This is a genomic window from Roseomonas acroporae (genome assembly GCF_023223525.1).
Lineage (GTDB): Bacteria > Pseudomonadota > Alphaproteobacteria > Acetobacterales > Acetobacteraceae > Roseomonas_E > Roseomonas_E acroporae.
Genome location: NZ_JALPRX010000104.1, coordinates 16,015 through 30,536, shown reverse-complemented (window position 1 = coordinate 30,536; position 14,522 = coordinate 16,015). Strand labels below are relative to the sequence as shown.

Below are 14,522 nucleotides of genomic sequence, written 5' to 3'. Positions count from 1 at the left end.
GCCATGGCCGCGACGGCCCTCGCCGCCGACGCCGCGGCGGACACGCTCGATCCCGCGGCCGCCGCCGAACGGCCGCCGGTGCTGGAGATCGCCAGCCTGCGCAAGTCCTTCGGCAGCATGCTGGCGCTCGACCGCTGCGACCTGACGCTGCGCCAGGGCGAGATCGTCGCCCTGCTCGGCGCCAGCGGCTGCGGCAAGTCGACCCTGCTCAACATCATCGCGGGCTTCGAGACGGCCGATTTCGGCACGCTGCGCCTGCGCGGGGCGCTGCTGAACAAGGTGCCGCCGCACCGGCGTAACATCGCCATGGTGTTCCAGAGCTACGCCCTGTTCCCGCACATGACGGTGGCCGGCAACATCGCCTACGGGCTGGAGGTGCGCGGCCTCGGCAAGGCGGAGATGGCGTCGCGCGTGGCCGAGATGGTTGGCATCCTGCGGCTCCAGGGGCTGGAAGGGCGCTATCCGCAGCAGCTCAGCGGCGGGCAGCGGCAGCGCGTCGCGGTGGCGCGCGCCCTCGCCATCCGCCCCGACATGCTGCTGCTCGACGAGGCATTCAGCGCCCTCGACAAGAACCTGCGCGAGGAGACGCAGCTCGAACTCTCGCTGCTGCTGCGCCGGCTCGACGTCACCACCATCCTCGTCACCCACGACCAGCGCGAGGCTTTCGCCCTGGCCGACCGCGTCGCGGTGATGCATGCCGGCCGCATCGCGCAGATCGGCACGCCGGAGCAGGTGTACCGCCACCCCGCCACCGACCAGGTGCTGCGCTTCCTCGGCAGCGCCAACACGCTGCGCGGCACGGCGCGGGCGGGCGAGATACGGCTCGCCGAAGGTCTGGGCTATGCGCTGCCGCCGGGACGGACGGTGCCCGAGGGGCCGGTCTCGGTGCTGTTCCGCACCGAGGATGCGGGCGTCTCCACCGTGCCCACCGCGATCCACCGCGCGCACCCGGCGCGCGTCACGCTCAGCACCTTCTTCGGCGCGCAGGAGCGCGTGGTGCTCGACCTCGACGGGCAGCAGGTGGTGGTGGACCGGCCGGTGCGCAGCGCCGATCCGCTCGCCTCGCTGCCCGCGGGCAGCGCCGTGTTCCTCGACCTCGATCCCGAACGCTGCCGGCTGGAGGCGGGCTGAGTCATGCGCTCGCGCGCCCTGGTCCCCTGGCTCTGGCTGCTGCCGGCGGGCTGCCTGCTGGTGCCCTTCTTCGTGCTGCCGCTCGCCGTCACCTTCCGCAACAGCTTCTGGCGCGACGACGACAGCGGCGTGGCGGTGCCCGCCTTCACCTTCGCGAACTACGCCAGGGTGCTGGGCGATCCCTACTACCTCCAGGTGTTCGGCAACACGCTCTGGATCGCGCTGCTGATCGCGGCGCTGGCGCTGGCCATCGCCTTCCCCTTCGCGTGGCTACTGGCGCGGCTGACCGGCCGCGCCCAGGCGCTGGTCTTCTGGGTGGTGTACCTGCCGCTCTACGTCAGCGTGGTGATGCGCGCCTTCGGCTGGATCGTGATCCTGGCCGACAGCGGCGTGGTCAACCAGGCGCTGCTGGCGATGGGGCTGATCCGCCAGCCCATCCGCATCCTGTTCGAGGTGGAGGGCATGGTGATCGGCATGCTGCACCGCTACCTGCCGCTGATGATCGTCCCGCTCGTCACCGCGCTGCGCAAGCTGGATCCGAGCCTGCTGCGGGCCTCGGCCAATCTCGGCGCCGGGCACTGGTACACCTGGCGCCGCGTGGTGGTGCCGGCGGCGCTGCCCGGCATCGTCGCCGGCACGCAGCTCGTCTTCTCCGGCGTGCTCAGCGACTACGTGACGCCCTCGCTGATGGGCGCCTCGGGCTACCAGCTCGTCGCTCCGGCGATCTACTACGAGGCCGCGACCAACAGCGCCTGGGCGCTGGCCGGCGCCATGGCGACGCTGACGCTCGCCCTGGTGTCGCTGCTGCTCGTCGTCGCCAACGCCCTGCTGCGGCGCTTCGCGCCCTGGGCGGCGACGCTGTGAAGCCGCAATTCGGGGTCGCGGAGCGGTTCCACGCCGCCGCCGTGCTGCTCTTCCTGGTCGCGCCGATCCTGGTGGCGATGATCGTGGCCTTCAGTTCCGGCAACCGGCTGGACTTCCCGCCGCCCGGCCTCAGCCTGCGCTGGTTCGGCGTGGCGCTCGGCAACGAGCTGTTCATCGACGGGCTGCTCGTCAGCCTGGTCCTCGCCGCCGCCAGCGCCGTGCTCGCCACCATCGCCGGCACCGGCGCGGCGCTGGCGATCAACCACCACCGCTTCCGCGGCCGCTCGCTGGTGCAGGCGGCGGTGATGCTGCCGATCGCCATGCCGACCATCGTGCTCGGCCTCGGCCTGCTCTTCACCCTGTCGATCTACGACATGCAGCCCGGGCTGCTGCCCACCATCCTCGGCCATGCCGTGCTCGGCCTGCCCTACGTCGTCGCCATGGTGACGGCGGCGCTCGCCAGCTACGACACCTCGCTGGAGCGCGCCTCGCTCAACCTCGGCGCCGGGCCGGCGCGCACCTTCCTGCGCGTCACCCTGCCGCTGATCGGCAACGGCGTGGTGGCGGGCGGGGTCTCGGCCTTCATGATCTCGCTCGACAACATCTCGCTCTCCCTCTTCATCTCGAAGGGCGACACGCTGCCGCTGCGGCTGATGCAGCAATTGCAGTCCTACGCCGATCCCAGCGTGGCGGCGATCGCCACGGTGGTGGTCGGGCTCTCGGCGGCCGGCTTCCTGCTCTCCCTGGCCTGGGGCGCGCGCCGCCGGCGCCTCGTCGAACCCGCGCCGCCCGGCGCCGCCGCCGGCAGGCCCCCCGCCGAAAGCAAGGAAGCGACCGCATGAGCCTGCCCGGCGGCCCGGAGACCGGGCGCGGCAAGATGGTGATCCGCAACATCGGCCTGCTGCTCTCGGGCGCGCTGGAGCGGCCGATCCTCGACGCCGACACGGTGGTGGCGGTGGACGGGCGCATCGCCGCCTGCGGCCGCGCCGCCGACTGCGACACGGAAGGCGCCTCGGTCGTCATCGACGCGCAGGGCTGCGCCCTCTCGCCCGGGCTGGTCGACAGCCACGTCCACCCGGTGTTCGGCGACTGGACACCGCGGCAGAACCAGCTCGGCTGGATCGATTCCTGCCTGCATGGCGGCGTCACCACCATGATCTCCGCCGGCGAGACCCATCTGCCGGGCCGGCCGCGCGACATCGTGGGCGTCAAGGCGCTGGCGATCACGGCGCAGCGCGCCTTCGCCAATTTCCGCCCGAGCGGGGTGAAGGTGGTCGCCGGCGCGCCGATCATCGAGCAGGGGATGGAGGAGCAGGACTTCGCCGAGCTGGCGGCGGCCGGCGTCACGCTGCTGGGCGAGATCGGCCTCGGCACGGTCAAGGCCGGGCGGGAGGCGCGGCGGATGGTGGCCTGGGCACGCCGGCACGGCATCCGCAGCACCATCCACACGGGCGGGCCGAGCGTGCCCGGCTCCGGCTACATCGACGCCGACACGGTGCTGGAGGCCGATGCCGACGTGATCGGCCACATCAATGGCGGCCACACCAGCCTGCCGCTGCGTCAGATACGCTGCCTCTGCGAGGGCTGCGGGCGCGGCATCGAGATCGTGCACAACGGCAACGAGCTGGCCGGCCTCTCGGCGCTGCGCTTCGCCAGGGAGCTGGGGCAGCTTTCCCGCGTCATCCTCGGCACCGACGCGCCGGCCGGCTCCGGCGCGCAGCCGCTCGGCATGCTGCGGATGATCGCGCTGCTCGCCTCGGTCGGCGACACGCCGGCCGAGCAGGTCTTCGCCTGCGCCACCGGCAACACGGCGCGGCTGCGCGGGCTGGATTGCGGACTGATCGAGCCGGGCCGCGCGGCGGACTTCCTGCTGATGGACCGCGCCCAGCACAGCGACGGCAGCGACCTGCTGGACAGCATCCGCAAGGGCGACCTGCCGGGGGTGGGCATGGTGGTGATCGACGGCATCGTCCGCTGCCGCCGCAGCCGCAACACGCCGCCGGCCGAGCGCGTGCCAACGATCGTCGGCGAATGATCGTCGGGGAATGACTCTCGGGGGATGAACGCCATGGAGACCGGATCCGGCCTCGCCATCCGCAAGCTGCTGACGGTGGTCGAGGACACCTGCGACGAGGGCGGCCGGCCCGTCTCGCCGCCGACCCGCAAGGCGGCGGCGCTGGCGGTGGTGCGCAACCCCTGTGCCGGGCGCTTCGCAGACGACCTGTCCGGGCTCTACGCCATCGGCGAGGCGCTCGGCGCCCTGCTCGGCGAGCGGGCGGTGGCGGCGCTGGGCGTCTCGCCCGGGCAGGTGGAGAGCTTCGGCAAGGCGGCCATCGTCGGCGAGGATGGCGAGCTGGAGCATGCCGGCGCCATCCTGCACCCGAAGCTCGGCGCGCCGCTGCGCCGCGCCGTGGAGCGCGGCGCCGCGCTGATCCCGAGCGCCAAGAAGCGCGGCGGCATGGGCGCCGCGATCGACGTGCCGCTCGGGCACAAGGACGCGGCCTATGTCCGCAGCCATTTCGACGCGATGGAGGTGCGCGTGCCGGACGCGCCGCGCCGCGACGAGATCGTGGTCGCGGTGGTGATCACCGATTCCGGCCGGCCGGCGCCGCGCATCGGCGGGCTGCGGGTGGAGGAGGTGGTGGGCAAGGACGGGCTGCGCTGAACGACCGCACCGTTCGCCGGGCGGCGCCGGGGCGCCGCCGGGGGGACGGGGCTGGCCGAGAGGAACGGGGCCGAAGCCCGCCGCCGGCCCGGGGCGGGCCGGTGGCCATCGCGGCGTCAGGCCGCGGCCAGCGCCGGGCGACGCAGGTCGAGGAAGCCGATGTCGTGCCGGGTGGTGCCGTCGCCGGTCGCGAGGTCGGCCAGGATCTCGCCGATCACCGAGCAGAATTTGTAGCCGTGACCCGAGCAGGGCGAGGCCACCACCACCTGCTCCTGCCCGGGCAGGCGGTCGAGGACGAAGTGCCCGTCGGGCGTGTTGGTGAACAGGCAGGAGCGCAGCGCCATGGTCGGGCCGTTGCCGGCCGGGAAGTAGCGGGCGGCGAAGTCGCGCAGCAGCGCCTCGTCGCGCGCATCCGGCTCGCGTCGCAGATCCTCGGGCGCGCCGGTCTCGCCGAGATGATGGTAGCGCCCGAACTTGAAGCCCGGCACCTCGTAGATCGGGAAGCCGTAGTAGCGTCCCTCGGCCACGTCGAGGTTGAAGACCGGGAAGCGGGCGTGGTCGAACAGCGACGGGTCGTCGGGCTGCAGCCAGGCGAGGACCTGCCGCTCCGGCACGGCGAGGCGCGCGAGGCCCGGCACCATCGCCCCCATCCAGGCCCCGGCCGCGAGGACCAGCCGCTCCGCCTCGTAGCGTCCCTGCTCCGTCTTCACCACCACGCCGCCCGCCGGCGTCGCGCGCCATTCGCGCACCGGCTCGCGGGCGTGGATCTCGGCGCCGAGCGACTGCGCCGCGCGCACATGCGCGACGATGGCGCGCTCGCTGGCGATCAGCCCGCCCTCGGCCTGGAACACCGCCCGCGTGCCGGCGGGCAGGCGGTAGGCGGGGAAGCGGGCGTTCACCGCGTCGGCCGTCAGCACCTCGTGTGGCAGGCCGTGCAGCCGCGCCGAGGCGAGCGCGCCGTTGAACAGCGGCCCGTCCTCGGGGCCGCCATCGATCGAGCCGGTGGCGACGAGCAGCTCCGCGCCGCTCGCCGCCTCGATCTCGCGCCAGAGCGCGTAGGCGCGGCGCAGCAGCGGCACGTAGGCCGGGTCCTCGTAGTAGGGCAGCCGGATGATTCGGCTGATGCCGTGCGAGGAGCCCATGGCGTGCGGGATGTCGTAGCGCTCCAGCCCCAGCACGCGCCGGCCGCGCCGGGCGAGCTGCCACGCCGCCGCGCTGCCCATCCCGCCGATCCCGACCACGATGACGTCGTAGCGCATGGCCATCTCTCCGTTCCCTCCGCCGCCGGCGTGCGCGGAAGCTGCCAAAATCGCAGCGTCGGCGCGCGGGTCCGCGTGCCGGCCGACGCCGCGCGATGCGCCGGTCCGCCCGGCGCGGTAGGATGCCCGCCGGCCAGGAGAGGCGCGACCGATGGACGGCGCTGACGACGACCGGCGGCGCGGCGCCGCGCCCGCCACGCTGCCCGGCTTCTGCACCCTCTGCCGCTCCCGCTGCGGCACGCGCAACACGGTCGAGGCCGGCCGGCTGGTGCGGGTCGAGCCGGACCCGGACCACCCGACCGGCCGCGCCCTGTGCGCCAAGGGGCGCGCGGCGCCGGAGATCGCGCACGGCTCCCGCCGCCTCGCCACGCCGCTGCGGCGCACCCGGCCGAAGGGCGCGGCCGATCCGGGCTGGGAGCCGATCGGCTGGGACGCGGCCATGGCGGAGATCGCCGCGCGCCTCGGCGCCATCCGCGCGGAGAGCGGCGCCGAGGCGGTCGGCTTCGCCGTCACCTCGCCCTCCGCCACGCCGATCTCGGATTCGATCGAATGGATCGAGCGCCTCATCCGCGTCTTCGGCAGCCCCAACACCGCCTACGCCACCGAGATCTGCAACTGGCACAAGGATTTCGCCCACGCCTTCACCTTCGGGGCCGGAATCGGCACGCCGGACTACGCGAATGCCGAGCTGATCCTGCTCTGGGGACACAACCCCGCCAATGCCTGGCTCGCCGCGGCCGGCGCCATCGCCGAGGGCCGCGCGAAGGGGGCGCGACTGCTGGTGGTGGACCCGCGCCGCACCGCCCACGCCGCGCAGGCCGATCACTGGCTGCAGCCGCTGCCCGGCACCGACGCGGCGCTGGCTCTCGGACTGGCCGGGCTGCTGATCGACGAGGGCCGGATCGACGCCGCCTTCCTGCGTGAATGGACCAACGCACCCTGCCTGGTGCGGGAGGATGACGGCCTGCTGCTGCGCGCCGGCACGCTCGGCCTGTCCGGCCCGCCCGACCGGCCGGTGGTGCTGGACGCGGCGACGGGCACGCCGCACGCCCTGAACCCCTGCCATCCGGAAGCGGCGCCGCAGGCCGGACGCCTCGCGCTGCGCGGCCGCCATCGCCTCCACGGCGCCGACGGCGCCGACATCGCCTGCCGCCCCGCCTTCGACCTGCTGGCGGAAGCCTGCGCCGCCTGGACGCCGGGGCGCGTCGCCGACGCCACCGGCGTGCCGGAAACGGCGCTGCGCGCCGCCGCCGCGGCGATCGGCGCCGCCCGGCGCATCAGCTACTACGGCTGGACCGGCATCGGCCAGAGCGCCAACGCGACCCAGACCGACCGTGCCATCGCCGTGCTCTACGCGCTGACCGGCAGCCTGGACCGGACCGGCGGCAACCGGCAATTCCCGCGCCTGCCCGCCAACCCGGCCAACCCGCCGGGCCTGCTCGCCCCGGCCCAGGCCGCGAAGGCGCTGGGGCTGGCGGCGCGGCCGCTCGGCCCGCCGGCGCGCGGCTGGGTCACGGCCGCCGATCTCTGCGCCGCGATCCTGGAGCGCCGCCCCTACGCCGTGCGGGCGCTGCTCTCCTTCGGCGCCAACCTGCTGGTCTCCCAGCCCGATCCCGCCCGCACCGAGGCGGCGCTGGCGGCGCTGGAATTCCACGTCCACTGCGACCTGTACGAGACGCCGGCCGCGCGCTTCGCCGACATCCTGCTGCCGGTGAACAGCCCGTGGGAGCGCGAGGGGCTGCGCCTCGGCTTCGAACTGGACGCCGCCTCCGAGGAATTGGTGCAGCTGCGCCCGCGCATGGTCCCGCCGCTCGGCGAGAGCCGGTCCGACCTCGAGATCGTGTTCGATCTGGCGGTGCGGCTCGGCCATGGCGACGCCTTCTTCGGCGGCGATGTCGAGGCCGGCTGGAACCACCAGCTCGCGCCGCTCGGGCTCGACGTCGCCACGCTGCGCCGCCACCCGGCCGGCCGGCGCGTGGCGCTGCCGCGCGAGGAGCGCCGCTTCGCCGCCCGGCGCGCGCGCGGCGAGCCGGCCTTCGCGACACCGAGCGGGCTGGTGGAGATCTACTCGGAGACGCTGCTCCGCCACGGCCAGCCGCCGCTGCCCCGCCACGTGCCGCCGCCCGACGCGCCCGGCCCCGGCCTGCCGCTCCTGCTCACCACGGCCAAGGACGGCTATTTCTGCCACAGCCAGCATCGCGGCATCGCCTCGCTGCGCCGGCGCGTGCCCGAACCCTGGGCGGCGCTGCACCCGGCGGCGGCGGCGGCGCGCGACGTGGCCGAGGGCGACTGGCTGGCGATCCGCACCCGGGCCGGCGCGGCGCGCTTCCGCGCCCGGCTGGACGCGACTCTGCATCCCGGCGTCGTGGTCGCCGAATACGGCTGGTGGGAGGGCTGTCCCGATCTCGGCCTGCCCGGCTACGTCCAGGCGGGGGCGGCCGGCAGCAGCTACAACGCGCTGGTCGCCGACGACCATGCCGATCCGGTCAGCGGCTCCGTGCCGATGCGCGGCATCGCCTGCGAGGCGACACGCGCCGGCCCCGGCCTGGGCTGGCCGGACTTCCGCGAATTCCGGGTCGCGGCGGTGGAGCCCGAGGCCGAGGGCGTGGTCTCGCTCCGCCTCGCCGCGGCGGATGGCGGCGCGCTGCCGGACTATCGCCCCGGCCAGCACCTGACGATCCGCCTGCCCGGGCCCGACGGCGTGCCGGTCACCCGCGCCTACTCGCTCTCCGGCCCCGCCGGGCGGCGCGACTACCGCATCACCGTCAGGCGCGTGGTGGGGCGGGACGCGGACGGCGCGGCGGTGTCCGGCCTCGCCTCCACCCGCATCACGCAGGGGCTGGCGCCCGGCGACCGGGTCGAGGCGCGGCAGCCGGACGGGCGCTTCACCATCCCCCTGGACGCGCCCTTCCCGGTGGTGCTGCTGGCCGCCGGCATCGGCATCACGCCCTTCCTCGGCTATCTCGAATCCCTGGTCGGACGGCCGGACCCGCCGCGCGTGGTGCTGCACTACGGCAACCGCGACGGCGCCGGCCACGCCTTCCGCGAGCGGCTGCGCGCCCTCACCGCGCTGCTGCCGACACTGCGGATCGTCGACCACTACAGCCGGCCGCGCGGCGGGGAACGGGCGGGGCGCGACTTCGACCGGCACGGCCGCATCACCGCCGCCGACGTTGCGCCGGCGCTGATCGCGGCGCGCGCCCGCTTCTACCTGTGCGGGCCGGAGACGATGCTACGCGACCTCGCCGCCGGCCTCGCCGCGCGCGGCGTGCCGCGCTTCGAGATCTTCCAGGAAACCTTCCACGCCGCCGGCGGCGACGTGGCGGCGGGCCCCGCCGGGCCGTTCTCGGTCACCTTCCGCCGCTCCGGACGCACCCTGCGCTGGCAGGCCGCCGACGGGCCGCTGCTCGGCTTCGCCGAGGCGGCCGGGCTGCGCCTGCCCGGCGGCTGCCGCGTCGGCCAGTGCGAGAGCTGCGCCGTGGCGCGGCTGGCCGGCGAGATACGCTACCTCGCCGCGATCGAGGCCGAGGACCCCGGTCTCTGCCTCACCTGCCGGGCCGTGCCGGCCAGTGACCTCGTGCTTGATGCCTGAGGCGCATCTCCGGCGCCTTCGGCTGACCCGGCCACCGGAGCGGCCTGCCGCGTGACCATGTCGGGCGTCTCGACGTCGCCGCCGCAAGCCTCGGCGCCAACGCCCTCGGCGCCGACATCTTCCGCCGCTGACCGGGAGCAGCGCGCCGATGTCCTTCGCTGCCCCCTGCGGCTGCGCTGCGGAAGGGGGCGCGTCGGCGCCCCTGGTGACCTTCTGCACCGCGTCGCGGCCATGCGCGCAGCGAGCGCCGCGCAAGCGGCCGCCGGAAAAACGCAACGCTATTGCGTTTTTCCGGAAACCCTGGTGTTCTCATCCCCATGCCGGCGGCCCGGACGGTCGCGGCGAAACGGAGGAAGCGGTACCTGCCCATGCGCCCGACAGATCAGGCCCGCGACGTGCTCGTCACCGGCGCGGCGCTGGCGCCCGCCGCCACGGCGCTGCTCGGGGAGGCGGGCTACGTGGTCCGCTGCACCGGCAACTACCCGAGCGAGGCCGAGCTGATCCGGCAGGTGCGGGAGTACCGGCCGGTCGCCATCCTGCACCGGCACGGCGCGGTCACGGAGGCGGTGATGCTGGCCGCGGCGCCGGCGTTGCGGGTGATCGCGCGGCACGGCGCCGGCATCGACGGCATCGACGTCGCGGCGGCCAGCCGGCACGGCCTGACCGTCACCCGCGCGGCCGGCGCCAATTCGCGGTCGGTCGCCGAGCACGCCATGGCCCTGATGCTGCCGCTGCTCAAGGATCTGCCCTCGGTCGTCGAGGGCATGCAGGCCGGGCGCTGGGAGAAGACCTCGCGCATGACGCGCGACATCGAGGGCGTCACGCTCGGGATCGTGGGCTATGGCGCGATCGGCTCGAAGGTCGCGCGCTTCGCCGACGCCTTCGGCATGCGCGTCCTCGCCCACGACCCGTACCTGCCGGCGGGCGGGCTGCCGGGGCCGGGCGAGCGCGTGCCGGACCTGCCCGCGCTGCTGCGCCGGGCCGAGGTGCTGTCGCTGCACTGCCCGCTGAGCGCCGAGACGCGCGGCCTGATCGGCGAGGCGGCGTTCGCGCTGCTGCCGGAGGGCGCGATTCTCGTGCACACCGCGCGCGGCGGCATCGTCGAGGAGGCGGCGCTGGTCGCGGCGCTCGATTCCGGCCGGCTGCGCTGGGCGGGCCTCGACGTGTTCGCCGCCGAGCCGCTCGACCCCGAGAGCCCGCTGCGCCGCCATCCGCGCGTGGTCGCGACGCCGCATCTCGCGGCCAACACGCCGCGCGGCGCGCTCGGCATGGCCTGCGGCGCGGCGGAGAGCATCGTCGCGGTGCTGGCCGGCCGCGCGCCGGCGCTGCCGGGGGCGCTGGTCACCGGCGGCGAGGCGCTCGCGGCCGCCTGACTTTCCACGCGCCCAACCTTTCGCGCACCAACAGGGGAGGACCGAATTGCCGGCACCAGCCAACATCGCCCGGCGTGGCCTGCTCGCGCTGCTCGGCACGGCGGCGGTCCTGCCGCTCCGCATCGAGGAGGCCCGGGCGGAGGAGCCCTGGCCGGCGCGGCCGGTGCGCGTCGTCGTCCCCTGGCCGCCCGGCGGAACGGCCGACCTGGTCGCGCGGCAGCTCTTCGCCGCGGTCGCGGCGAGGCTCGGCAGGCCCTTCGTGGTGGAGAACCGCTCCGGCGCCACCGGCACGATCGGCGCCGGCGCCGTGGTCCAGGCCGCGCCCGACGGCTACACCGTGCTTTACGACGGCACCGGCATCTCGGTCACGCCCGCCCTGTTCGGGCACCTGCCCTACGACCCGCGGCGGGATCTCGTGCCGGTGTTCCGCGCCGTCTCCGTGCCGCAGCTCATGCTGGTGAACCCGTCGCTGCCGGTGCGGGACGCCGCCGGCCTCGTCGCCCTGGCGCGCTCGGGCGAGCGGCGGCTCGACGCGGCCTCGGCGGGCAACGGCTCGCTGCAGCATCTGGTGATGGAGCTGTTCGCGCGCCGGGCGGGGGTGCCGCTCAACCACATCCCCTATCGCGGCGGCGCGCCGGCGGTGAACGACCTGATCGCCGGGCAGGTGCAGCTCTACTTCGGCAACGTCAACGTCTCGGCCCCCTTCGTGCGGGACGGCGCGCTGCGGGCGCTCGCGCATACCGGGCGCGGGCGGCTGGCCTCGCTGCCGGATGTCCCGCCGCTGTCGGAGACGCTGCCGGACTTCGAGACCTACGAATGGAACGGCGTGTTCCTGCCGAAGGCCACGCCGCGGCCGATCGTCGAGGCGCTGAACCGCGCGCTGAACGACGCCATCGCCGAGCCCGAGCTCGCCGCCAGGCTGCGCGCGGCCGACCTGCAGGCGGCGCCCAACACGCCCGACGAATTCGCCGCCTTCTTCGCGGCACAGAGCGATCTCTGGCAGGGCTTCGTCCGCCAGGCCGGCATCCGACTGGAGTAGCGACATGGCCACCGCCCCGCATGCAGGCCCCCATCTTCAGGTCCGCCCGGACTGGCTGGCGCGGCGCCGGGAAGCGCCGCTGGAGCCGGACCTGCCCATCATCGACCCCCATCACCACCTGTGGGACCGGCCCGGCTCGCGCTACCTGCTGGAGGATCTGCTCGCCGACACCGGCTCGGGCCACGACGTGCGGGCCACAGTGTACGTGCAGGCGCGCGCCATGCTGCGCGCCGACGGGCCCGTCGAGGAGCGTTCCCTGGGCGAGACGGAGTTCGCCAACGGCGTCGCCGCGTGCAGCGCCAGCGGCGTGTACGGCCCGACGCGCGCCTGCGCCGGCATCGTCGGCATGGTGGACCTGATGCTGGGCGAGGCGGCGGGGCCGCTGCTCGAACGCCACCAGCGCGTGGCGGGCGAGCGGCTGCGCGGCATCCGCAACACCACCGCCTGGCACGAATCGCCGGAGATCCTCTCCAACCCGATCCCGCCGCCGCCCGGCATGCTCACCTCGGCGGGCTTCCGCCAGGGCGCCGCGCTGCTGCCCGGCTTCGGCCTCTCGCTCGACATCTGGGCCTACCACACGCAGCTCGACGACGTGCTGGCGCTCGCCCGCTCCCTGCCGGCCTTGCAGCTCGTCCTGAACCATTGCGGCGGGCCGCTCGGCGCGGGGCCCTATGCCGGCCGGCGCGCGGAAGTGCTCGCCGAGTGGCGCGATCGGATGGCGCGGCTGGCCGAGCTGCCCAACGTCGCGGTGAAGCTCGGCGGGCTCGGCATGGCGGTGAACGGTTTCGGCTTCGAGAAGGGCGAGACGCCGCCGGGCTCCGAGGAACTCGCCGCCGCCTTCGCACCCTACATTCTGGGCTGCATCGAGCTGTTCGGCCCCGAGCGCTGCATGTTCGAGAGCAACTTCCCGGTGGACAAGGGCAGCTACGGCTACACGGTGCTGTGGAATGCCTTCAAGCGGCTCACCGCCGGCATGGCGCAGGGCGAGCGCACGGCGCTGTTTGCCGGCACCGCCGCCCGGATCTACCGCCTGCCGCTCGGACCGGCGGCCTGACGGGGCGGGCGCGTCCGCCCCGCATCGCGGCATCAGGGACGGCGGCTGCTCTTCCCATCCGTCGGGCCGGTCGATTGCGCCGGCGACGCCATTTCCGCTAGAGCGGATCGCAGTCCGGTTGGGACTGCGGTTCGCCGTAGCTCGTTGTTCTCGGTGCGGATTCATGCCGCCGGGCGTGTCCGCCCGCCGGCGATCCGCTCTGGAGCATTTTCAAGCTGAGCGTACTCGCTCAGCGGCTCGGAAAATGCGCCGGATCGACGGCTGGAGCCGTTCCGGCCTGATACAGTCAGGCTGGAACGGCTCTAGCCGCAGCTGCCCCCTGGTGCAGACCGGCATTCGGGCGTCGAGGTCCGCCTCGGCGATGTGGGGTACCGTCATGGCCTCGGGCGGGATGCCGTGCGGCGGCGGCCGGCAGAGACGCGTCACCGAACGCTCGGCGCGCCACGCCCTACCCGCGAGCACCACGTCCGGCTGGCCGAACGCGATCACCTCGGCCGGTGACGCCTCGACGCGGGGGCCGGGGCGCCGTCCCGCCGCGCGGCCGTCGCGCCGGGAGCGGCCGGGCGTCAGCGCCGCGTGCCGCGCAGCAGCGGCACCAGCGCCGCCTGCAACGCCGTGGCGCCGGCCGCCGCCAGCCCGTGCAGGCCCGGGCGGCGCAGCAGCGCGATCTCGCGCGTCACCACCGGCTCCGACAGCGGCCGGATCGCGACGCGCCCGCGCTGCGCCAGCGGCGCCGCCGCCATCGGCAGCGCCGCGACGCCGAGCCCGGCCGCCACCAGCGCGATCGCGGTGGTCATCTGCGCCACCTCGAAGGCAGGCGGGGCGGGCGGCACGCCGGCCGCGGTACGGGCTGCGTCCACCAGCCCGCGCACCGCGGAATCATGGGTCAGCGCCACCTCCGCCGCGCCGGCCAGACGGCGCCAGGGCAGGGCGCGGCGCTCGGCGGCGAAGGGATGGCCGGCGGGGCAGAACAGGGCCAGCGCGTCGGTGCCGAGGCGGATGCGGCGCAGCGTCGCGCCGCCCGCCGGCGTTGCCTCCGGCGGGAAGGTCCCGAGGGCGAGCCCCGCCTCGCCCCGCGTGACGAGGCCGAGGGCCTGCGTCGCCCCCGCCTCCCGCACCACCACCCGCAGCGCCGGCAGCGCGGCGCGCAGCGTGGCGATGGCCGGCGGCAGCAGCGCCGCGGCCAGCAGCGGCGGCGTCGCGACGACGAGCGGCGCCTCCTCCCCCGGCGCCCGCGCCGCCTCGATGGCGGCGGCGAGGTCGGCCAGCAGCGCCGCGGCGCGCGGCCGGAACGCCTCGCCGGCGGCACTGAGCGCGACCCGGCGGGAGGAACGCTCGAACAGCCGGACGCCGGTCGCCGCCTCCAGATCCGCGACCAGGGTGGAGATGGTCGACTGCACCCAGCCCAGCCGGCGCGCGGCGGCGGTGAAGCCGCCCGCCTCGGCCACGGCGAGGAAGGCGCGCAGCTGCCGGGGCGAGATGTCCATCGCCGATCCCGATCGATCCATCTGAACATCGCCGTTGTAGGATGGATGGCGCTTCGCG

At 75.0% G+C, this 14,522-nt stretch carries 11 protein-coding genes; 9 read left to right on the top strand and 2 right to left on the bottom strand.

Annotated features, from left to right (window positions below):
- The first annotated feature begins 3 nt into the window (after positions 1–3).
- The 5 genes from M0638_RS22060 to M0638_RS22040 are packed head-to-tail and all read left to right on the top strand — an operon-like array spanning position 4 to position 4,660.
- The gene (locus M0638_RS22060) at positions 4–1,131 is read left to right on the top strand and encodes an ABC transporter ATP-binding protein (protein ID WP_248669120.1); all 1,128 of its coding nucleotides are present in this window, start codon (positions 4–6) and stop codon (positions 1,129–1,131) included.
- Positions 1,132–1,134: 3 nt separating this feature from the next.
- Positions 1,135–1,995 (top strand): ABC transporter permease, encoded by an 861-nt coding sequence (locus M0638_RS22055; protein ID WP_248669119.1) that lies wholly within the window; start codon positions 1,135–1,137, stop codon positions 1,993–1,995.
- Positions 1,992–2,837 (top strand): ABC transporter permease, encoded by an 846-nt coding sequence (locus M0638_RS22050; RefSeq protein WP_248669118.1) that lies wholly within the window; start codon positions 1,992–1,994, stop codon positions 2,835–2,837. The genes M0638_RS22055 and M0638_RS22050 overlap by 4 nt, the downstream gene beginning before the upstream one ends.
- A complete protein-coding gene (locus M0638_RS22045) occupies positions 2,834–4,030 on the top strand; it encodes an amidohydrolase family protein (RefSeq protein WP_248669117.1) in 1,197 nt (398 codons plus the stop codon). Before M0638_RS22050 ends, M0638_RS22045 begins: the two co-directional genes overlap by 4 nt.
- Before the next feature lie 33 nt (positions 4,031–4,063).
- Complete coding sequence (locus tag M0638_RS22040; RefSeq protein ID WP_248669116.1) at positions 4,064–4,660, top strand: amino acid synthesis family protein; 597 nt, start codon at positions 4,064–4,066, stop codon at positions 4,658–4,660.
- Between the two features lie 116 nt (positions 4,661–4,776).
- On the opposite strand, the gene solA is transcribed toward M0638_RS22040, so the two are convergent.
- Positions 4,777–5,919 (bottom strand): N-methyl-L-tryptophan oxidase, encoded by a 1,143-nt coding sequence (gene solA / locus M0638_RS22035; protein WP_248669115.1) that lies wholly within the window; start codon positions 5,917–5,919, stop codon positions 4,777–4,779.
- Positions 5,920–6,070: 151 nt separating this feature from the next.
- Here solA and M0638_RS22030 point away from each other — a divergent pair, with 151 nt between their 5' ends.
- From M0638_RS22030 to M0638_RS22015, 4 genes are all read left to right on the top strand, one after another.
- Entirely contained in the window at positions 6,071–9,511 is a 3,441-nt protein-coding gene (locus tag M0638_RS22030; protein ID WP_248669114.1) for a molybdopterin-dependent oxidoreductase, read from the top strand.
- A gap of 368 nt (positions 9,512–9,879) precedes the next feature.
- Positions 9,880–10,884: a hydroxyacid dehydrogenase gene (locus tag M0638_RS22025; protein ID WP_248669113.1), complete on the top strand. Its 1,005-nt coding sequence runs from the start codon at positions 9,880–9,882 to the stop codon at positions 10,882–10,884.
- A 46-nt stretch (positions 10,885–10,930) separates the two neighbouring features.
- Positions 10,931–11,923, top strand: coding sequence for a tripartite tricarboxylate transporter substrate-binding protein (locus M0638_RS22020; RefSeq protein WP_248669112.1), 993 nt, complete (start codon positions 10,931–10,933; stop codon positions 11,921–11,923).
- Positions 11,924–11,927: 4 nt separating this feature from the next.
- Positions 11,928–12,977, top strand: coding sequence for an amidohydrolase family protein (locus M0638_RS22015; protein WP_248669111.1), 1,050 nt, complete (start codon positions 11,928–11,930; stop codon positions 12,975–12,977).
- A 566-nt stretch (positions 12,978–13,543) separates the two neighbouring features.
- Here M0638_RS22015 and M0638_RS22010 read toward each other — a convergent pair.
- A complete protein-coding gene (locus M0638_RS22010) occupies positions 13,544–14,464 on the bottom strand; it encodes a LysR family transcriptional regulator (protein ID WP_248669110.1) in 921 nt (306 codons plus the stop codon).
- Positions 14,465–14,522 lie beyond the last annotated feature (58 nt).

What these genes read in the sequence shown, in the direction of transcription:
- M0638_RS22045 (WP_248669117.1), top strand. Translation starts at nt 2,834, where the DNA reads ATGAGCCTGCCCGGCGGCCCGGAGACCGGGCGCGGCAAGATGGTGATC.
- M0638_RS22060 (WP_248669120.1), top strand. Translation starts at nt 4, where the DNA reads ATGGCCGCGACGGCCCTCGCCGCCGACGCCGCGGCGGACACGCTCGAT.
- M0638_RS22015 (WP_248669111.1), top strand. Translation starts at nt 11,928, where the DNA reads ATGGCCACCGCCCCGCATGCAGGCCCCCATCTTCAGGTCCGCCCGGAC.
- solA (WP_248669115.1), bottom strand. Translation starts at nt 5,919, where the DNA reads ATGCGCTACGACGTCATCGTGGTCGGGATCGGCGGGATGGGCAGCGCG.
- M0638_RS22025 (WP_248669113.1), top strand. Translation starts at nt 9,880, where the DNA reads ATGCGCCCGACAGATCAGGCCCGCGACGTGCTCGTCACCGGCGCGGCG.
- M0638_RS22030 (WP_248669114.1), top strand. Translation starts at nt 6,071, where the DNA reads ATGGACGGCGCTGACGACGACCGGCGGCGCGGCGCCGCGCCCGCCACG.
- M0638_RS22055 (WP_248669119.1), top strand. Translation starts at nt 1,135, where the DNA reads ATGCGCTCGCGCGCCCTGGTCCCCTGGCTCTGGCTGCTGCCGGCGGGC.
- M0638_RS22010 (WP_248669110.1), bottom strand. Translation starts at nt 14,464, where the DNA reads ATGGACATCTCGCCCCGGCAGCTGCGCGCCTTCCTCGCCGTGGCCGAG.
- M0638_RS22040 (WP_248669116.1), top strand. Translation starts at nt 4,064, where the DNA reads ATGGAGACCGGATCCGGCCTCGCCATCCGCAAGCTGCTGACGGTGGTC.